This is a genomic window from Pseudomonas mosselii (assembly GCF_019823065.1).
GTDB classification, from domain to species: Bacteria; Pseudomonadota; Gammaproteobacteria; order Pseudomonadales; family Pseudomonadaceae; genus Aquipseudomonas; species Aquipseudomonas mosselii.
Genome location: NZ_CP081966.1, coordinates 2130741 through 2151267, shown reverse-complemented (window position 1 = coordinate 2151267; position 20527 = coordinate 2130741). Strand labels below are relative to the sequence as shown.

General features: G+C 63.8%; 17 protein-coding genes. 16 read left to right on the top strand and 1 reads right to left on the bottom strand.

Annotated features, from left to right (window positions below; genetic code table 11):
• Positions 1-59 precede the first annotated feature (59 nt).
• Positions 60-1502, bottom strand: coding sequence for a SulP family inorganic anion transporter (locus tag K5H97_RS09835; protein WP_028692458.1), 1443 nt, complete (start codon positions 1500-1502; stop codon positions 60-62).
• Between the two features lie 142 nt (positions 1503-1644).
• Here K5H97_RS09835 and K5H97_RS09830 point away from each other — a divergent pair, with 142 nt between their 5' ends.
• The 16 genes from K5H97_RS09830 to nuoN all read left to right on the top strand — a co-directional run bounded on the left by K5H97_RS09830 (position 1645) and on the right by nuoN (position 20499).
• The gene (locus tag K5H97_RS09830) at positions 1645-2409 is read left to right on the top strand and encodes a secretin N-terminal domain-containing protein (protein WP_238348096.1); all 765 of its coding nucleotides are present in this window, start codon (positions 1645-1647) and stop codon (positions 2407-2409) included.
• Between the two features lie 494 nt (positions 2410-2903).
• Positions 2904-4229, top strand: coding sequence for an isocitrate lyase (gene aceA / locus K5H97_RS09825; protein WP_008096174.1), 1326 nt, complete (start codon positions 2904-2906; stop codon positions 4227-4229).
• A gap of 266 nt (positions 4230-4495) precedes the next feature.
• Entirely contained in the window at positions 4496-5158 is a 663-nt protein-coding gene (locus tag K5H97_RS09820) for a lysoplasmalogenase (protein ID WP_028692460.1), read from the top strand.
• A gap of 381 nt (positions 5159-5539) precedes the next feature.
• Positions 5540-5953 (top strand): NADH-quinone oxidoreductase subunit A, encoded by a 414-nt coding sequence (locus tag K5H97_RS09815; protein ID WP_028692461.1) that lies wholly within the window; start codon positions 5540-5542, stop codon positions 5951-5953.
• A 9-nt stretch (positions 5954-5962) separates the two neighbouring features.
• A complete protein-coding gene (locus K5H97_RS09810) occupies positions 5963-6640 on the top strand; it encodes a NuoB/complex I 20 kDa subunit family protein (protein WP_008096180.1) in 678 nt (225 codons plus the stop codon).
• A 79-nt stretch (positions 6641-6719) separates the two neighbouring features.
• Positions 6720-8501, top strand: coding sequence for an NADH-quinone oxidoreductase subunit C/D (gene nuoC / locus K5H97_RS09805; protein WP_028692462.1), 1782 nt, complete (start codon positions 6720-6722; stop codon positions 8499-8501).
• Between the two features lie 2 nt (positions 8502-8503).
• Positions 8504-9001 (top strand): NADH-quinone oxidoreductase subunit NuoE, encoded by a 498-nt coding sequence (nuoE, locus tag K5H97_RS09800; protein WP_012313767.1) that lies wholly within the window; start codon positions 8504-8506, stop codon positions 8999-9001.
• Entirely contained in the window at positions 8998-10365 is a 1368-nt protein-coding gene (nuoF, locus tag K5H97_RS09795) for an NADH-quinone oxidoreductase subunit NuoF (RefSeq protein ID WP_028692463.1), read from the top strand. The genes nuoE and nuoF overlap by 4 nt, the downstream gene beginning before the upstream one ends.
• A 132-nt stretch (positions 10366-10497) precedes the next feature.
• Entirely contained in the window at positions 10498-13212 is a 2715-nt protein-coding gene (gene nuoG, locus K5H97_RS09790; protein ID WP_028692464.1) for an NADH-quinone oxidoreductase subunit NuoG, read from the top strand.
• Positions 13209-14216, top strand: coding sequence for an NADH-quinone oxidoreductase subunit NuoH (nuoH, locus tag K5H97_RS09785; protein WP_028692465.1), 1008 nt, complete (start codon positions 13209-13211; stop codon positions 14214-14216). The genes nuoG and nuoH overlap by 4 nt, the downstream gene beginning before the upstream one ends.
• 11 nt (positions 14217-14227) lie before the next feature.
• Complete coding sequence (nuoI, locus tag K5H97_RS09780; protein WP_003251442.1) at positions 14228-14776, top strand: NADH-quinone oxidoreductase subunit NuoI; 549 nt, start codon at positions 14228-14230, stop codon at positions 14774-14776.
• Positions 14777-14786: 10 nt separating this feature from the next.
• Positions 14787-15287: an NADH-quinone oxidoreductase subunit J gene (nuoJ, locus tag K5H97_RS09775; RefSeq protein ID WP_023631348.1), complete on the top strand. Its 501-nt coding sequence runs from the start codon at positions 14787-14789 to the stop codon at positions 15285-15287.
• A 3-nt stretch (positions 15288-15290) separates the two neighbouring features.
• Complete coding sequence (gene nuoK, locus K5H97_RS09770; RefSeq protein ID WP_008096201.1) at positions 15291-15599, top strand: NADH-quinone oxidoreductase subunit NuoK; 309 nt, start codon at positions 15291-15293, stop codon at positions 15597-15599.
• The gene (gene nuoL, locus K5H97_RS09765) at positions 15596-17449 is read left to right on the top strand and encodes an NADH-quinone oxidoreductase subunit L (protein ID WP_028692466.1); all 1854 of its coding nucleotides are present in this window, start codon (positions 15596-15598) and stop codon (positions 17447-17449) included. Before nuoK ends, nuoL begins: the two co-directional genes overlap by 4 nt.
• A 40-nt stretch (positions 17450-17489) precedes the next feature.
• Complete coding sequence (gene nuoM / locus K5H97_RS09760) at positions 17490-19022, top strand: NADH-quinone oxidoreductase subunit M (RefSeq protein ID WP_028692467.1); 1533 nt, start codon at positions 17490-17492, stop codon at positions 19020-19022.
• Between the two features lie 7 nt (positions 19023-19029).
• Positions 19030-20499 carry an NADH-quinone oxidoreductase subunit NuoN gene (gene nuoN / locus K5H97_RS09755; RefSeq protein WP_028692468.1) on the top strand — a complete coding sequence of 490 codons (1470 nt, stop codon included), beginning with the start codon at positions 19030-19032 and terminating at the stop codon, positions 20497-20499.
• Positions 20500-20527: the final 28 nt, after the last annotated feature.

Here is a 20527-nt window from a genome sequence, read left to right as displayed (position 1 = left end):
TGGACGCGCAGTGCCCAGGCCCAAGACCCTCTACAACAATCCTGCTCGCCAGCACACACTCAGTGCTGCTCCCCCGCACGCCTGAGCAGCTTCCTGCAACGCTCCGACAAGTGCACCACCCGCAACTGCTTGCCTGCCTTGGCATACCGCTCGCGCAAGGTCTTCAGCGCCGCCACCGCAGAATAATCGACAAAGCTCAGGTGCTGGCAGTCCAGGGTGACCCTGGCCGGATCATTGGCCGGATCGAACTGGTTGAGAAACGGCGTGGTCGAGGCGAAGAACAGCGTGCCATGGACCTGGTAATGCTTGCTGCCCTCGCCGTCCACATGACTGTCGGCATACAACTCCCGCGCATGCTGCCAGGCGAAGTTGATCGCGGCGATGACGATGCCGAACAGTACCGCCGTGGCCAGGTCAGTGAACACCGTGACCACGGTCACGGCGATAATCGCCAGCACATCACTTACCGGCACCTTGTGCAGCACCCGCAGGGAGGCCCAGGCGAAGGTCTGCTGGGCCACCACGAACATCACCCCCACCAGCGCCGCCAGCGGAATGCGCTCGATCAGCGGCGACAGGAACAGGATGAACAGCAGGATCATCACCCCGGCCACCACGCCCGACAGGCGCCCACGGCCATTGGAACTGAGGTTGATCACGGTCTGGCCGATCATCGCGCAGCCGCCCATGCCACCGCACAGGCCCGAGACCATGTTGGCCGCGCCCAGCGCCACGCACTCGCGGTCCGGATAGCCGCGGCTCTCGGTGATCTCGTCGGTGAGGTTGAGGGTCAGCAGGGTTTCCAGCAGGCCGACCATGGCCATCAGCACTGCATAGGGAGCAATGATCTTGAGGGTTTCCAGGTTCCATGGCACCTGCGGCAAGGCCAGGATCGGCAGGCCGCCGGCGATGTGCGCCATGTCGCCGAGGGTACGGGTCGGCAGGCCGAGCAGATAGACCAGCAGACCGACACCGAGGATCGCGACCAACGCCGGTGGCACCGCACGAGTCAGCTTTGGCAGGACGTAGACCACCAGCATGGTCAGCGCCACCAAGCCGATCATCAGGTACAGCGGCGTCCCGCCAAGCCAGTGCTCGCCGTCCTTGAAGTGCTCCAGCTGGGCCAGGGCGATGACGATGGCCAGGCCGTTGACGAAGCCGAGCATCACCGGGTAAGGCACCAGTCGCACCAGCTTGCCCAGGCGCAGCGCGCCGAACAGGATCATCACCACACCGCCGAGCAGCACCGTGGCCAGCAGATACTGGGCGCCGTGCTGCACCACCAGGGCGACGATCACCACCGCCATGGAGCCGGCGGCGCCGGAGATCATGCCGGGACGACCGCCGAACAAGGCGGTCAGGGTACAGATAATGAAGGCACCATACAGCCCCATGAGCGGGTTGAGGTGTGCCACCAGGGCAAAGGCGATGCACTCCGGCACCAAGGCGAACGAAGTGGTGAGGCCGGCGAGCAGGTCGGCGCGTAGTCGGGCGGGTTTCATGGAGGTCCTGTAGACAACCTCAAGCTCCCACGCTGTGGAGACTTGAGTAATGAGCCTGAAAATCGAGGGCGCGATGTTACGGATTTTGTCTGACAGCAGCCACCGCCAATCCGCACGGCAAGTTGCACGCAAATTTGCCATCATGTCCATTCCACCCGCGGAGATCATGGACATGCCGCTACGCCCCCTGCTCGCCTCCCTGCTGCTGGCCGCCAGCCTCACCGCCCAGGCCGCCACCGAGGTCATCCCCCTGCAACACCGCAGCAGCGCCGAACTGCTGCCCGCCGCCCAGTCGTTCCTGGGCAAGGACGGCAGCGTCAGCACCTTCGAGGACAAGCTGATCGTCAACGCCAGCCAGGAACGCATCGACGATCTGCGCGCCCTGCTGCAACAGCTCGACACCGCGCCCAAGCGCCTGCTGATCAGCGTCGACAACAACGACAGCAACTTCCAGGACAACCACGGCAACGCCCGCGTGATCCGCTACGGCACAGCCAATCGCGAAGGCGGCATGCAGCAGGTGCAGGCCAGCGACGGGCAGCCGGCACTGATCCAGGTGGGCCAGAGCATTCCCGTCACCAGCACCGAAACCGATGGTTACGGGCGCCTCCAGAGCAACACCGAATACCGCAATGTCACCCAAGGCTTCTACGTCACGCCACGCCTGAGCGGCGACACGGTTCGTCTGCAAATCAGCACCAATAATGATCGAATGAGTCAGGAACGTGCCGATGTAGTGAAAGTTCAAAGCACCGACACGACCGTCACCGGCAAGCTCGGCGAGTGGATCACCCTGGCCGGGTTCAACCAGCAGAGCCAATCCGAACGCAGCGCTTCAAGCCTCAGTTACAGCACCCAGCGCGGTGAAAACATGACTCTGCGCGTCAAAGTCGACCTTCTCGACTGAACCCAGGCAATTCAAGGCCTCGACCAAAGGCCTTGAAACTGACCGCCAAGTCGCATTAGACCAAAGATGTAGTAAGCAGAAAAAAGCACTACAAAACATTTGACAGGCCCTTTTCGCCAAGGGCATGATGGCCTCGCTCCCGCTAATCAGAGGCCCTGGCAAGGGTCTTCGAGGTGCGCTCCTCCCACCGTGGAGGCACCTCGTGTCCATACGGCCCACAAGGCGGTTCGACGGGATTGCGACTGCAACGAAGAAGTTGTCCCGAGGGACGGAAGCGCATCACCGCAGTTCTGGCAATCGCGTCGCACCGCAGCAAGGCAACCACGAGCCGACCTGCAGGGCACACCTTCGCCTGGCCGCACACCCCTTCCCCCTTCGAGCCTTCTGCGTTCGCCGCCGCACGCCCCCGGACAGGACAGCCGCCTGGCTTCTGATCCGCGTATCCGAGCATCAGCACAATTACACTCAAGATCGATGCGACGAGGTTTATTTCCATGGCACTGACACGCGAACAGCAAATTGCAGCCCTCGAGAAAGACTGGGCCGAAAACCCGCGCTGGAAAGGCGTGACCCGTACCTACACCGCCGCTGATGTCGTTCGCCTGCGTGGCTCGCTGCAGCCAGAGCACACCTTTGCTCGCCAAGGCGCAGAAAAACTGTGGAAGCTGGTCACCGAAGGTGCCCACCCATCCTTCCGCCCAGAAAAAGATTTCGTCAACTGCATGGGCGCCCTGACCGGTGGCCAGGCAGTGCAGCAGGTAAAAGCTGGCATCCAGGCCATCTACCTGTCCGGCTGGCAAGTTGCCGCCGACAACAACTCGGCCGAGTCGATGTACCCCGACCAGTCGCTGTACCCGGTCGACTCGGTACCGACCGTGGTCAAGCGCATCAACAACGCCTTCCGCCGCGCCGACCAGATCCAGTGGAAAGCCGGCAAGAACCCGGGCGACGATGGCTACATCGACTACTTCGCACCGATCGTGGCTGACGCCGAAGCCGGTTTCGGCGGCGTGCTGAACGCCTACGAGCTGATGAAGAACATGATTGAAGCGGGCGCCGCCGGCGTGCACTTCGAAGACCAGCTGGCCTCGGTGAAAAAATGCGGCCACATGGGCGGCAAGGTCCTGGTGCCGACCCAGGAAGCCGTGCAGAAGCTGGTTGCAGCGCGTCTGGCCGCCGACGTCTCGGGTGTGCCGACCATCATCCTGGCCCGTACCGACGCCAACGCCGCCGACCTGCTGACCAGCGACTGCGACCCGTACGACCAGCCGTTCGTGATCGGCGAGCGGACCCGTGAAGGCTTCTACAAGGTGCGCGCCGGCCTCGACCAAGCCATCGCCCGCGGCCTGGCCTACGCCCCGTACGCCGACCTGATCTGGTGTGAAACCGCCAAGCCGGACCTGGACGAAGCCCGTCGCTTCGCCGAGGCGATCAAGAAGGAATACCCGGACCAGATCCTGTCGTACAACTGCTCGCCTTCCTTCAACTGGAAGAAGAACCTGGACGACGCCACCATCGCCAAGTTCCAGCGCGAGCTGTCGGCCATGGGCTACAAGCACCAGTTCATCACCCTGGCCGGCATCCACAACATGTGGCACGGCATGTTCAACCTGGCGCACGACTACGCCCGCAACGACATGACCGCCTACGTGAAGCTGCAGGAGCAGGAATTCGCCGACGCGAGCAAAGGCTACACCTTCGTGGCGCACCAGCAGGAAGTCGGTACCGGCTACTTCGACGACATGACCACCGTGATCCAGGGTGGCGCCTCGTCGGTGACCGCACTGACCGGTTCGACCGAGGAAGAGCAGTTCCACTGAGTGCAGTGAGCTGTTGAGCAAGGCCCGGGATTCGCGAGGATTCCGGGCCTTCTTCATTGTTTTCAGGCCAAACGCCCCCCTGTAGGAGCGGCCTTATGTCGCGAAAGGGCCGCAAAGCGGCCCCGGCGATCTTTGCGTCAACGCTGAAACCCTGGGGCCGCTCCGCGCCCCTTTCGCGACACAAGGCCGCTCCTACAGGGATCGCGTCGCCGGCAAAACCCAGGATCAGGTCTAAGCTTGTGGCTACCCCACAGCAAGGACTGCCCATGCCCCGCCCTGGCCACCTGCTCACCCTCGCCGTCGCAGCCGCCGCCGTCTATCTATATGCGCTGACCAGCGACAACGCCCTGCTCGGCCTGCTGGTCAAACCCATTCCGGTGCTCGCCCTGATTGCCTGGCTGAGCACCCCCCCCGTCACACCCTATCGTCGCTGGATCATCGTCGGCCTGGCCTTCTCAGTGCTTGGCGACATACTCCTGGCCATTCCCCGTGACCTGTTCGTGTTCGGCCTCGCGGCGTTTCTTTGCGCCCACCTGGCCTACCTGCGCGGCTATTGCAGCCTCACATGGCGCCCGGCCTACCCGGCCCTGGCCTTCGCCGTGCTGATCGGCGGTTCGCTGTTCGGCCTGCTCGCCGGCCATGGCCTGGGTCCACTGCTGATCCCGGTGGTACTCTACGCCCTGACCATCGGCGCCATGCTCTGGCGCGCCCTGGCCTGTGGTGGCCTGGCCGCGCTGGGCGCCTGCGCCTTCGTGTTCTCCGACAGCCTGATCGGCATCGACCGCTTCGTCAGCCCGTTCGCCGCCGCCGAGTACCTGATCATCCTCTTCTACTGGCTCGGCCAGTGGCTGATCGCCGCGTCGGTCAGCCGCGACGCAAGCGACAAAGTATTGATCCAGAGCGGTACGCGCAGCGCCGGAAGCTGCTAGAACGAGAGTTTTTCGCATTTGCAAGAGGGGCGCTCGGCAGATGAACTTTGCAAGGGCCAGAACAGCAAAAACATTACAGGCCAGATCAAATGATATTAATTATCATTACGCAATTAGCCCGTCATTACGCGGGGCAAGAAACATAATTAACAAATCCGCGCCCAATGCCCGAAACTCAAGGGTTTCAGCCAGTTACGAAAGATTTTTGTTCTTAAACCTACGAATAAATTTGCAACGGAAATTTTACTTGCACTGGGTTTACCCATAAAATCAGCGCGATTGATTCAGCTGCGACATTTGGTCACTGCGTCTGCGACACCACGTCGCCGCTCTACTTTATTTCAGACTGCAGAGCTGGGTCTCTGTATAAGGATTTCTAGCATGTCCGATTCGGCAGGACTCATCGCCCACAACTGGGGCTTTGCCATCTTCCTCCTGGGTGTCGTCGGCCTGTGTGCCTTCATGCTCGGCCTGTCCAGCCTGCTCGGTAGCAAGGCCTGGGGTCGCGCCAAGAACGAACCCTTCGAATCCGGCATGCTGCCCGTCGGCAGCGCCCGCCTGCGCCTGTCCGCCAAATTCTATCTGGTCGCGATGCTGTTCGTGATCTTCGATATCGAAGCCCTCTTCCTGTATGCATGGTCTGTGTCCGTCCGCGAAAGCGGCTGGACCGGATTCGTCGAAGCTCTCATTTTCATAGCAATTCTGTTGGCAGGTCTTGTCTACCTATGGCGCGTCGGGGCGCTCGATTGGGCTCCCGAAGGTCGCCGCAAGCGGCAAGCGAAGCTGAAACAATGAGGCTTTGGCATGCAATACAATCTCACCAGAATCGATCCGGACGCACCCAACGAGCAGTATCCGGTCGGTGAGCGGGAAACCGTCACCGATCAACTGCTGGAAGACCAGGTCCACAAGAACATCTACATGGGGAAACTCGAAGATGTGCTGCGTGGCGCGGTCAACTGGGGTCGCAAGAACTCCCTCTGGCCGTATAACTTCGGCCTTTCCTGCTGCTACGTGGAAATGACCACGGCCTTCACGGCACCCCACGACATCGCCCGCTTCGGCGCCGAAGTCATCCGGGCCTCGCCGCGCCAGGCCGACTTCATGGTCATCGCCGGTACCTGCTTCGTCAAAATGGCGCCGATCATCCAGCGTCTGTACGAGCAGATGCTCGAGCCCAAGTGGGTCATCTCCATGGGTTCGTGCGCCAACTCCGGCGGCATGTACGACATCTACTCGGTCGTTCAGGGGGTCGACAAGTTCCTCCCCGTGGACGTCTATGTGCCTGGCTGCCCGCCGCGCCCCGAGGCATTCCTGCAAGGCTTGATGCTGCTGCAGGAGTCGATCGGCCAAGAACGACGCCCGCTTTCCTGGGTGGTTGGTGATCAAGGCATCTACCGTGCCGAGATGCCCGCCCAGAAAGACTTGCGTCGCGAACAGCGCATTGCGGTAACCAACCTGCGCAGCCCCGACGAAGTCTGATCCAGCGACCTGCCGCCCGCTCCCGAAGGAGCCGGCGGCCTGGCTTCATTCTTAACGCTGACCCAAAGCGACCGAGACCATGACAGCGGACAACGCTATTTATATTCCGCCCTACAAGGCTGACGACCAGGATGTGGTCGTCGAACTGCACAACCGTTTTGGCGCCGAGGCATTCGTCGCCCAGGAAACCCGCACCGGCATGCCGGTACTGTGGGTAAAACGTGCCCAGCTCAAGGAAGTGCTCAGCTTCCTGCGCGGCGTCGCCAAGCCGTACAGCATGCTGTACGACCTGCACGGCGTCGACGAGCGCCTGCGCACCCAGCGCCGTGGCCTGCCCGCCGCCGATTTCAGTGTGTTCTACCACCTGCTGTCGGTCGAGCGTAACAGCGACGTGATGATCAAGGTGTCGCTCAGCGAGGGCGACCTGAACCTGCCGACCGTGACCGGCATCTGGCCGAACGCCAACTGGTACGAGCGCGAAGTCTGGGACATGTTCGGCATCGATTTTGCCGGCCACCCGCACCTGAGCCGCATCATGATGCCGCCGACCTGGGAAGGCCACCCGCTGCGTAAGGACTACCCGGCCCGCGCCACCGAGTTCGACCCCTACAGCCTGACCCTGGCCAAGCAGCAGCTTGAAGAGGAATCGGCGCGCTTCAACCCCGAAGCCTGGGGCATGAAGCGTCACGGTGCCAACGAGGACTACATGTTCCTCAACCTCGGCCCGAACCACCCCTCGGCCCACGGTGCCTTCCGAATCGTCCTGCAGCTGGACGGCGAAGAGATCGTCGACTGCGTACCGGACATCGGCTACCACCACCGTGGTGCCGAGAAGATGGCCGAGCGTCAGTCCTGGCATAGCTTCATTCCCTACACCGACCGTATCGACTACCTCGGCGGGGTGATGAACAACCTGCCGTACGTACTGGCGGTGGAAAAGCTGGCCGGCATCAAGGTGCCGCAGAAAGTCGACGTGATTCGCATCATGCTCGCCGAATTCTTCCGTATCACCAGCCACCTGCTGTTCCTGGGTACCTACATCCAGGACGTCGGCGCCATGACCCCGGTGTTCTTCACCTTCACCGACCGCCAGCGCGCCTACACCGTGATCGAAGCGATCACCGGTTTCCGCCTGCACCCGGCCTGGTACCGCATCGGTGGTGTCGCCCACGACCTGCCGCGCGGCTGGGACAAGCTGGTCAAGGACTTCGTCGAATGGCTGCCCAAGCGCCTCGACGAGTACACCAAGGCGGCCCTGCAGAACAGCATCCTCAAAGGCCGTACTATTGGCGTCGCCGCCTACAACACCAAGGAAGCCCTGGCCTGGGGCACCACCGGTGCCGGCCTGCGCTCCACCGGTTGCGACTTCGACCTGCGTAAAGCACGCCCCTACTCCGGCTACGAGAACTTCGAGTTCGAAGTGCCGCTGGCCCACAACGGCGATGCCTACGATCGCTGCATGGTCCGCGTCGAGGAGATGCGCCAGAGTATCCGCATCATCGACCAGTGCCTGCGCAACATGCCGGAAGGCCCGTACAAGGCGGACCATCCGCTGACCACGCCGCCGCCGAAAGAGCGCACCCTGCAGCACATCGAGACCCTGATCACCCACTTCTTGCAAGTCTCGTGGGGCCCGGTCATGCCGGCCAACGAGTCGTTCCAGATGATCGAGGCGACCAAGGGCATCAACAGTTATTACCTGACGAGCGACGGCGGCACCATGAGCTACCGCACCCGGATCCGTACCCCGAGCTACCCGCACCTGCAGCAGATCCCTTCGGTGATCAAAGGCAGCATGGTCGCGGACCTGATCGCGTACCTGGGCAGTATCGACTTCGTTATGGCTGACGTGGACCGCTAAGCATGAACAGCACGCTTATCCAAACCGACCGTTTCGCCCTGAGCGAAACCGAGCGCTCGGCCATCGAGCACGAGATGCACCACTACGAGGACCCGCGCGCGGCGTCCATCGAGGCCCTGAAGATCGTCCAGAAAGAGCGCGGCTGGGTGCCAGACGGCGCCATCTACGCCATTGGCGAAGTGCTGGGCATCCCCGCCAGCGACGTCGAGGGCGTGGCCACCTTCTACAGCCAGATCTTCCGCCAGCCAGTCGGTCGCCACATCATCCGCGTGTGCGACAGCATGGTCTGCTACATCGGCGGCCATGAATCGGTGGTCAGCCAGATCCAGAGCGAGCTGGGCATCGGCCTCGGCCAGACCACCGCAGACGGCCGTTTCACCCTGCTGCCGGTATGCTGCCTGGGCAACTGCGACAAGGCCCCGGCGCTGATGATCGACGACGACACCTTTGGCGACGTGCAGCCTGCCGGCGTCTCCAAGCTGCTGGAGGGTTACGTATGACCATCACTTCCTTCGGCCCGGCCAACCGCATTGCGCGTACCGCCGAAACCCACCCGCTGACCTGGCGCCTGCGTGACGACGGCGAGCCGGTCTGGCTTGCCGAGTACGAGTCCAAGAACGGCTACGCCGCCGCGCGCAAGGCGCTGGCCGACATGTCCGCCGACGACATCGTGCAGAGCGTCAAGGACTCCGGCCTCAAGGGCCGTGGCGGCGCGGGCTTCCCCACTGGCGTGAAGTGGGGCCTGATGCCCAAAGATGAATCCATGAACATCCGCTACCTGCTGTGCAACGCGGATGAAATGGAGCCCAACACCTGGAAAGACCGCATGCTGATGGAGCAACAGCCCCATCTGCTGGTCGAGGGCATGCTGATCAGCGCCCGTGCGCTGAAAGCCTACCGCGGCTATATATTCCTGCGTGGCGAATACACCACTGCGGCAAAGAACCTCAACCGCGCCATTGACGAAGCCAAGGCCGCAGGCCTTTTGGGCAAGAACATCCTCGGTTCGGGCTTCGACTTCGAGCTGTTCGTGCACACCGGCGCCGGCCGCTATATCTGCGGTGAAGAAACCGCGCTGATCAACTCGCTGGAAGGCCGCCGCGCCAACCCACGCTCCAAGCCGCCCTTCCCTGCCGCGGTCGGCGTGTGGGGCAAGCCGACTTGCGTCAACAACGTCGAGACCCTGTGCAACGTGCCGGCCATCGTCGCCAATGGCAACGACTGGTACAAGTCGCTGGCCCGTGAAGGCAGCGAGGACCACGGCACCAAGCTGATGGGCTTCTCCGGCAAGGTGAAGAACCCCGGCCTGTGGGAACTGCCGTTCGGCGTCACCGCCCGCGAGCTATTCGAAGACTACGCCGGCGGCATGCGCGACGGCTTCAAGCTCAAGTGCTGGCAGCCAGGCGGCGCCGGTACCGGCTTCCTGCTGCCCGAGCACCTCGATGCACAAATGTACGCCGGTGGTATCGCCAAGGTCGGTACCCGCATGGGTACGGGCCTGGCCATGGCGGTCGACGACAGCATCAACATGGTCTCGCTGCTGCGCAACATGGAAGAGTTCTTCGCCCGCGAATCCTGCGGCTGGTGCACGCCGTGCCGCGACGGCCTGCCGTGGAGCGTGAAGATGCTGCGCGCCCTGGAGAAAGGCCAGGGCCGCGCCGAAGACATCGAGACCCTGCTGGGTCTGGTCAACTTCCTCGGCCCAGGCCGCACCTTCTGTGCTCACGCACCAGGTGCCGTCGAGCCACTGGGCAGTGCCATCAAATATTTCCGCTCGGAATTCGAGGCCGGTGTAGCCCCAGCCAGTGCTGGTAGCGAAGCCCTGCGCCCGAACCTGGCGAAGCCGATCGTGGTCGGCGCATAACAAGATGAACAGCGGATGGTCCGTGCCATCCGCCAGCTCGCCGGCCGGCCCGAACGATTCGTGGCTGGCCGCGAGCTCACCGATTTCCATTAGCCACGCCCGCCCACGCGGGCCAACGAAGAACTTTGAACAATGGCCACTATCCACGTAGACGGCAAAGCGCTCGAAGTCAACGGTGCGGACAACCTGTTACAGGCCTGTCTGTCGCTCGGCCTCGACATCCCCTATTTCTGCTGGCACCCGGCGCTCGGTAGCGTCGGCGCCTGCCGGCAGTGCGCGGTCAAGCAGTACACCGACGAGAACGACACCCGTGGTCGTATCGTCATGTCCTGCATGACCCCTGCCTCCGACGGCACCTGGATTTCCATCGACGATGAAGAGTCCAAGGCGTTTCGCGCCAGCGTCGTCGAATGGCTGATGACCAACCACCCGCACGACTGCCCGGTGTGCGAGGAAGGCGGTCACTGCCACCTGCAGGACATGACGGTAATGACCGGCCACAACGAGCGCCGCTACCGTTTCACCAAGCGTACCCACCAGAACCAGGACCTCGGCCCGTTCATCGCTCATGAGATGAACCGCTGCATCGCCTGCTACCGCTGCGTGCGCTACTACAAGGACTACGCTGGCGGCACCGACCTGGGCGTGTATGGCGCCCACGACAACGTGTATTTCGGTCGCGTCGAAGACGGAGTGCTGGAAAGCGAGTTCTCCGGCAACCTCACCGAGGTCTGCCCGACCGGTGTGTTCACCGACAAGACCCACTCCGAGCGCTACAACCGCAAGTGGGACATGCAGTTCGCCCCGAGCATCTGCCATGGCTGCTCCAGCGGCTGCAACATCAGCCCCGGCGAGCGCTACGGCGAACTGCGCCGCATCGAGAACCGCTTCAACGGCTCGGTGAACCAGTACTTCCTGTGCGACCGTGGCCGCTTCGGTTATGGCTACGTCAACCGCAAGGACCGTCCACGCCAGCCGTTCCTCGCCGATGGCAGCAAGCTGAGCCTGGACGCCGCCCTGGACAAGGCCGCCGACCTGCTGCGCGGCCGCACCATCGTCGGCATCGGCTCGCCACGCGCCAGCCTCGAGAGCAACTACGGCCTGCGTGAGCTGGTCGGCGCCGAGTACTTCTACTCGGGCATGGAAGCTGGCGAACTGGCCCGCGTGCGACTGGCGCTGAACGTGCTGAATGACAGCCCGCTGCCGGTCCCGACCCTGCGCGACATCGAAGACCACGACGCCGTGTTCGTGCTCGGCGAAGACCTGACTCAGACCGCCGCCCGCCTCGCCCTGGCCGTGCGCCAGGCCACCAAGGGCAAGGCCGAGGCCATGGCCGACGCCATGCGCGTACAGCCTTGGCTGGACGCCGCGGTGAAGAACATCGGCCAGCACGCGCTGTACCCGCTGTTCATCGCATCCTTGGCTGAAACCAAGCTGGACGACGTCGCCGAAGAGTGTGTACACGCCGCTCCCGCTGACCTCGCCCGCATCGGTTTCGCCGTGGCCCACGCCATCGACCCGAGCGCGCCTGCCGTCGCCGGCCTGGACGAGGAAGCCAAGGCCCTGGCCCAGCGCATCGCCGACGCCCTGGTCGCCGCCAACCGCCCTCTGGTGGTCGCCGGCACCTCCCTGGCGGATCCAGCGCTGATCGAAGCCGCCGCCAACATCGCCAAGGCCCTCAAGCTGCGCGAGAAGAACGGTTCGCTGAGCCTGGTCGTGCCTGAGGCCAACAGCCTCGGCATGGCGATGATGGGCGGCGAGTCCGTCGACGCCGCCCTGGACGCGGTCATCAGCGGCAAGGCCGACGCCATCGTCGTGCTGGAAAACGACCTGTACGCCCGCGTACCGGCTGCCAAGGTCGACGCCGCCCTGGCCGCCGCCAAGGTAGTGATCGTTGCCGACCACTCCAAGACCCCGACCCTCGACCGCGCCCACCTGGTGCTGCCGGCCGCCTCTTTCGCCGAAGGCGACGGCACCCTGGTCAGCCAGGAAGGCCGTGCCCAGCGCTTCTTCCAGGTGTTCGACCCGCAGTACCTGGACAGCAGCATCCAGATTCACGAAGGCTGGCGCTGGATGCACGCCCTGCGTGCCACACTGCTCAACAAGCCGGTGGACTGGACCCAGCTGGACCACGTCACCAGCGCCTGCGCCGAAGCCGCCCCGCAACTGGCCGGCATCGTCAACGCCGCACCAAGCGCCGCATTCCGCATCAAGGGCATGAAGCTGGCCCGTGAGCCGCTGCGCTACTCGGGCCGCACCGCCATGCGCGCCAACATCAGCGTGCACGAGCCGCGTACCCCACAGGACAAGGACACCGCGTTCGCCTTTTCCATGGAAGGCTACTCGGGCTCGGCCGAGCCGCGCCAGCAAGTGCCGTTCGCCTGGTCGCCGGGCTGGAACTCGCCGCAAGCCTGGAACAAGTTCCAGGACGAAGTGGGTGGCCACCTGCGTGCCGGTGACCCGGGCGTGCGCCTGATCGAGTCGCAGGGCGACCGCCTGAACTGGTTCACCACCATTCCGGGCGCGTTCAACCCGGCCCGCGGTACCTGGACCGCCGTACCGTTCTTCCACCTGTTCGGCAGCGAAGAGTCCTCCTCGCGCGCCGCCCCGGTGCAGGAGCGCATCCCGGCCGCCTACGTCGCCCTGGCCAAGTCCGAGGCCGACCGCCTGGGCGTCAACGACGGCGCGCTGCTGAGCCTGAACGTGGCCGGCGTGTCGCTGCGTCTGCCGCTGCGTATCAATGAAGAACTGGGCGCTGGCCTGGTTGCGTTGCCCAAAGGCCTGGCCGGCATTCCGCCCGCCATCTTCGGTGCAGCCGTCGAAGGCCTGCAGGAGGCAGCACAATGAGCTGGTTCACCCCCGAAGTGATCGATGTGATCATTCAGGTCGTCAAGGCCATCGTGGTGCTGCTGGCCGTGGTGGTCTGCGGCGCGCTGCTCAGCTTCGTCGAACGACGCTTGCTGGGCTGGTGGCAGGACCGCTACGGTCCGAACCGTGTCGGCCCGTTCGGCATGTTCCAGATCGCCGCCGACATGCTGAAGATGTTCTTCAAGGAAGACTGGAACCCGCCCTTCGTCGACAAGATGATCTTCACCCTGGCGCCGGTCGTGGCCATGAGCGCCCTGCTGATCGGCTTCTCGATCATCCCGATCACCCCGGGCTGGGGCGTGGCCGACCTGAACATCGGCTTGCTGTTCTTCTTCGCCATGGCCGGTCTGTCGGTCTACGCCGTGCTGTTCGCCGGCTGGTCGTCGAACAACAAGTACGCCCTTCTGGGCAGCCTGCGGGCTTCGGCACAGACCGTGTCGTACGAAGTGTTCCTGGGCCTGGCGCTGATGGGCGTGGTGGTGCAGGTGGGCTCGTTCAACATGCGCGACATCGTTGATTATCAAGCCCAGAACCTGTGGTTCATCATTCCGCAGTTCTTCGGCTTCTGCACCTTCTTCATCGCTGGCGTCGCCGTGACTCACCGTCACCCGTTCGACCAGCCGGAAGCGGAACAGGAACTGGCCGACGGCTACCACATCGAATATGCCGGCATGAAATGGGGCATGTTCTTCGTGGGTGAGTACATCGGCATCATCCTGATCTCGGCGCTGCTGGTAACCCTGTTCTTCGGTGGCTGGCACGGTCCGTTCGGTATCCTGCCGCAAGTACCGTTCCTGTGGTTCGCCCTGAAGACCGCGTTCTTCATCATGCTGTTCATCCTGCTGCGCGCCTCGATCCCGCGCCCACGCTATGACCAGGTGATGGACTTCAGCTGGAAGTTCTGCCTGCCGCTGACCCTGATCAATTTGCTGGTGACCGCTGCGATCGTGCTCTACAACACGCCAGCCGTCGCGGCCCAGTGAGGATTTGACCCATGTTCAAGTATATCGGCGACATCGTTAAGGGCACCGGCACACAGCTGCGCAGCCTGGCCATGGTGTTCTCCCACGGGTTCCGCAAGCGCGACACCCTGCAGTACCCCGAAGAACCCGTGTACCTGCCGCCGCGCTACCGTGGCCGCATCGTCCTCACCCGCGACCCCGACGGCGAGGAGCGCTGCGTGGCGTGCAACCTCTGCGCGGTGGCCTGCCCGGTCGGCTGTATCTCGCTGCAGAAGGCCGAGACCGAGGACGGCCGTTGGTACCCCGAGTTCTTCCGCATCAACTTCTCGCGCTGCATCTTCTGCGGCCTGTGCGAAGAGGCGTGCCCGACCACCGCGATCCAGCTGACTCCGGATTTCGAAATGGCCGAGTTCAAGCGTCAGGACCTGGTGTACGAGAAAGAAGATCTGCTGATCTCCGGCCCCGGCAAGAACCCTGACTACAACTTCTACCGTGTTGCGGGCATGGCGATCGCTGGCAAGCCGAAAGGCTCTGCGCAGAACGAAGCCGAGCCGATCAACGTGAAGAGCTTGCTCCCATAAGGACAGAAAGATGGAATTCGCTTTCTACTTCGCATCCGGTGTCGCCGTCGTCTCCACGCTGCGCGTGGTGACCGGCACCAACCCGGTGCACGCCCTGCTCTACCTGATCATTTCGCTGATCTCCGTGGCGATGATCTTCTTCTCCCTCGGTGCGCCATTCGCCGGCGCCCTGGAAGTGATCGCCTACGCCGGCGCCATCATGGTGCTGTTCGTGTTCGTGGTGATGATGCTCAACCTCGGACCGGCTTCGGTCGCCCAGGAGCGCGGCTGGCTCAAGCCCGGCATCTGGGCGGGGCCGGTGATCCTCGCCGCCCTGCTGCTGCTGGAGCTGCTGTACGTGCTGTTCGTCACCCCGTCGGGCGCCGCCATCAGCGGAACCACCGTCAGCGCCAAGGAAGTCGGCATCAGCCTGTTCGGCCCTTACCTGCTGGTGGTCGAACTGGCCTCGATGCTGCTGCTCGCGGCAGCCGTCACCGCCTTCCACCTGGGCCGCAACGAGGCGAAGGAGTAAATCATGGGTGCTATCCCTCTCGAGCATGGTCTGGCGGTCGCCGGCATCCTGTTCTGCTTAGGTCTGGTTGGCCTGATGGTCCGCCGCAACATCCTCTTCGTGCTCATGAGCCTGGAAGTCATGATGAACGCCTCCGCACTGGCGTTCATCGTCGCCGGTGCCCGTTGGGTCCAGCCCGACGGCCAGGTGATGTTCATTCTGGTGATCAGCCTGGCAGCCGCCGAGGCCAGCATTGGCCTGGCGATCCTGCTGCAGCTGTATCGCCGCTTCCACACTCTCGACATCGATGCTGCCAGTGAGATGCGCGGATGAACCTTATCTTCCTGACGTTCGTATTCCCCCTGATCGGCTTCCTGCTGCTGTCGTTCTCGCGCGGCCGCTGGTCCGAGAACCTGTCGGCGCTGATCGGCGTCGGCTCGGTCGGTCTGTCGGCGGCCACCGCCGCCTATGTGATCTGGCAGTTCAACGTCGCCCCGCCTGAAGGCGGCGCGTACAGCCAGCTGCTGTGGCAGTGGATGTCGGTGGACGGCTTCGCGCCGAACTTCACCCTGTATGTGGATGGCCTGTCGGTCACCATGCTGGGCGTGGTCACCGGCGTGGGCTTCCTGATCCACCTGTTCGCTTCCTGGTACATGCGTGGCGAAGCCGGCTATTCGCGCTTCTTCTCGTACACCAACCTGTTCATCGCCAGCATGCTGTTCCTGGTGCTGGGCGACAACCTGCTGTTCATCTACTTCGGCTGGGAAGGCGTGGGCCTGTGCTCGTACCTGTTGATCGGTTTCTACTACAGCAACCGCAACAACGGTAACGCGGCGCTCAAGGCGTTCATCGTCACCCGCATCGGCGACGTGTTCATGGCCATCGGCCTGTTCATCCTGTTCGTCCAGCTGGGTACCCTGAACGTGCAGGAACTGCTGGTGCTGGCACCGCAGAAGTTCCAGGCTGGTGACACCTGGATGGTACTGGCCACCCTGATGCTGCTGGGTGGCGCGGTCGGTAAATCGGCCCAGCTGCCGCTGCAGACCTGGCTGGCCGACGCAATGGCCGGCCCGACCCCGGTTTCGGCACTGATCCACGCGGCCACCATGGTGACTGCGGGTGTGTACCTGATCGCCCGTACCAACGGCCTGTTCCTGCTGGCGCCGGACGTCCTGCACCTGGTCGGCGTCGTGGGTGGCGTGACCCTGGTCCTGGCCGGCTTCGCCGCCCTGGTACAGACCGATATCAAGCGTATCCTCGCCTACTCGACCATGAGCCAGATCGGCTACATGTTCCTGGCCCTGGGCGTCGGCGCCTGGGACGCGGCGATCTTCCACCTGATGACCCACGCCTTCTTCAAGGCCCTGCTGTTCCTTGCCTCCGGTGCGGTGATCGTCGCCTGCCACCACGAGCAGAACATCTTCAAGATGGGCGGCCTGTGGAAGAAACTGCCGCTGGCCTACGCCAGCTTCGTGGTCGGTGGCGCCGCCCTGGCCGCCCTGCCGATCCTGACCGTGGGCTTCTACTCCAAGGACGAGATCCTCTGGGAAGCCTTCGCCAGCGGCAACAGCGGCCTGCTGTACGCCGGCCTGGTCGGTGCGTTCATGACCTCGCTGTACACTTTCCGTCTGATCTTCATCGCCTTCCACGGCGAAGCCAAGACCGAAGCCCACGCCGGCCACGGCATCAGCCACTGGCTGCCGCTGGGCGTGCTGATCGTGCTGTCGACCTTCATCGGCGCCTGGATCCACCCGCCGCTGGCAGGCGTGCTGCCTGAAAGCGCAGGCCACGCCGGTGGCGAAGCCAAGCACTCGCTGGAGATCGCCTCGGGCGCCATCGCCATCGCCGGTATCCTGCTCTCGGCCCTGCTGTTCCTGGGCAAGCGCCGCTTCGTCACCGCAGTTGCCAACAGCGGTATCGGTCGCGTCCTGTCGGCCTGGTGGTTCGCCGCCTGGGGCTTCGACTGGATCTACGACAAGCTCTTCGTCAAACCTTACCTGCTGATCAGCCACATCCTGCGCAAGGACCCGGTTGACCGCAGCATCGGCCTCATTCCTCGCCTGGCTCGCGGCGGTCACGTCGCCATGAGCAAGACCGAGACCGGCCAGCTGCGCTGGTACACCGCCTCGATCGCCGTGGGTGCCGTGCTGGTGCTCGGTGCCGTGGTAGTGGCCGCGGTATGACTATGAATCTTGCGACTTTGCCAAAGGAAACCAACCCGTCATGATTTTGCCTTGGCTGATCCTGATCCCCTTCATCGGCGGCTTCCTGTGCTGGTTGGGTGAGCGCTTCGGCGCCACCCTGCCGCGCTGGATCGCGCTGCTGACCATGTCCCTGCTGCTTGGTATCGGCCTGTGGCTGTGGGCGAACGGCAACTACACCCTGGCTCCCGCCCCTGGCGCGGAGCCCGCCTGGGCCCTCGAATACAAGGTCGAGTGGATCAAGCGCTTCGGCATCAGCATCCACCTGGCCCTCGACGGCCTGTCGCTGCTGATGATCCTGCTCACCGGCCTGCTCGGCGTGCTGTCGGTGCTGTGCTCGTGGAAAGAGATCCAGCGCCACGTCGGCTTCTTCCACCTCAACCTGATGTGGATCCTTGGCGGCGTGGTCGGCGTGTTCCTGGCCCTGGACCTGTTCCTGTTCTTCTTCTTCTGGGAAATGATGCTGGTGCCGATGTACTTCCTCATCGCGCTCTGGGGTCACAGCTCCTCCGACGGCAAGAAGACCCGCATCTACGCGGCGACCAAGTTCTTCATCTTCACCCAGGCCAGCGGCCTGATCATGCTGGTGGCGATCCTCGGCCTGGTGCTGGTCAACTACAACAGCACTGGCGTGATCACCTTCAACTACAGCGACCTGCTCAAGGCCGAACTGCCGGCCGGCGTCGAGTACCTCCTGATGCTGGGCTTCTTCATCGCCTTCGCGGTGAAGCTGCCGGTGGTGCCGTTCCACTCCTGGCTGCCTGACGCTCACGCCCAGGCGCCGACCGCAGGTTCCGTGGACCTGGCGGGCATCCTGCTGAAGACCGCGGCCTACGGCCTGCTGCGCTTCGCCCTGCCGCTGTTCCCGAACGCCTCGGCCGAGTTCGCGCCGATCGCCATGACCCTGGGCCTGATCGGCATCTTCTACGGAGCCTTCCTGGCCTTCGCCCAGACCGACATCAAGCGCCTGGTGGCGTTCTCCAGCGTCTCGCACATGGGCTTCGTGCTGATCGGCATCTACTCCGGCAGCCAGCAGGCCCTGCAGGGCGCGGTGATCCAGATGCTGGCCCACGGCCTGTCGGCCGCCGCGCTGTTCATCCTGGCCGGCCAGCTGTACGAGCGCCTGCACACCCGCGACATGCGCGAGATGGGTGGCCTGTGGCACCGCATCGCTTATCTTCCGGCCATCAGCCTGTTCTTCGCCGCCGCATCGCTGGGCCTGCCGGGCACCGGCAACTTCGTCGGCGAATTCCTGATCCTGATCGGCAGCTTCGCCCACGTCCCATGGATCACCGTGATCGCCACCACCGGCCTGGTCTTCGGCTCGGTGTACTCGCTGATCATGATCCACCGTGCCTACTTCGGTCCGGCCAAGGCCGACACCGTGCTGGCCGGCATGGACGGTCGCGAGCTGATCATGGTGCTGGGCCTGGCGGGCCTGCTGATCCTGCTGGGCGTGTATCCGCAGCCGTTCCTGGACACCTCTGCCGCCACCATGAGCGGTGTGCAGCAGTGGCTCGGTTCCGCTTTCACTCAACTCGCTTCGGCCCGGTAAGAGCGCTATGGAATTCACCACTCAACACTTCATCGCATTGGCGCCGATGCTGATCACCACGCTCACCACGGTGGTGGTGATGCTGGCGATCGCCTGGAAGCGCAACCACTCGCAGACCTTCCTGCTGTCCACCGTGGGCCTGAACCTGGCCCTGCTGTCGATCCTGCCGGCGCTCAAGGTCGCGCCGCTGGCAGTCACCTCGCTTGTGACCATCGACAAGTTCGCCTGCCTGTACATGGCGATCATCCTGGTGGCGACGCTGGCCTGCGTCACCCTCGCCCACGCCTACCTGGGCGAAGGCTCCAAGGGCTTCCCGGGCAACCGTGAAGAACTGTACCTGCTGCTGCTGATGTCGGCACTGGGCGGTCTGGTGCTGGTCAGCGCCAACCACCTGGCTGGCCTGTTCATTGGCCTTGAGCTGCTGTCGGTGCCGGTCTACGGCCTGGTGGCGTACGCCTTCTTCAACAAGCGCTCGCTGGAAGCCGGCATCAAGTACATGGTGCTGTCGGCCGCCGGCTCCGCCTTCCTGCTGTTCGGCATGGCGCTGCTGTACGCTGACGCAGGCAGCTTGACCTTCGACCAGCTGGGCAAGGCCCTGGCCGCCACCAGCATGCCGAGCCTGCTGGCGCAACTGGGCCTGGGCATGATGCTGGTCGGTCTGGCCTTCAAGCTGTCGCTGGTGCCGTTCCACCTGTGGACCCCGGACGTGTACGAAGGCGCCCCGGCGCCGGTCGCCGCGTTCCTGGCCACCGCCAGCAAGGTCGCGGTGTTCGCCGTGGTCGTGCGCCTGTTCATGCTCTCCCCTGCCGCCAGCAGCGGCGTGCTGAGCACCGTGCTGGCGGTGATCGCGGTTGCCTCGATCATCATTGGCAACCTGCTGGCGCTGACCCAGAGCAACCTCAAGCGTCTGCTCGGTTACTCGTCCATCGCCCACTTCGGCTACCTGGTCATCGCCCTGGTCGCCAGCAAGGGCCTGGCCCTGGAAGCCATGGGCGTGTACCTGGTCACCTACGTGATCACCAGCCTGGGCGCCTTCGGCGTGATCACCCTGATGTCCTCGCCGTATGCCGGCCGTGACGCCGACGCCCTGTACGAGTACCGCGGTCTGTTCTGGCGCCGTCCGTACCTGACCGCGGTACTGACCGTGATGATGCTGTCGCTGGCCGGTATCCCGCTGACCGCGGGCTTCATCGGCAAGTTCTACATCATCGCCACCGGCGTCGAGTCGCACCTGTGGTGGCTGGTCGGCGCCCTGGTGATCGGCAGCGCCATCGGCGTGTACTACTACCTGCGCGTCATGGTCACCCTGTACCTGGTCGAGCCGAACCTGCGTCGCCACGACGCTCCGCTGAAGTGGGAACAGCGCACCGGCGGCGTGATGCTGCTGGCCATCGCCATCCTCGCCTTCGTGCTCGGTGTGTACCCGCAGCCGCTGCTGGAGATGGTGCAGCAGGCGGGTCTGCAACTGATCGGCTGATCGGCTGACTGCGTCACAAGACACCCCG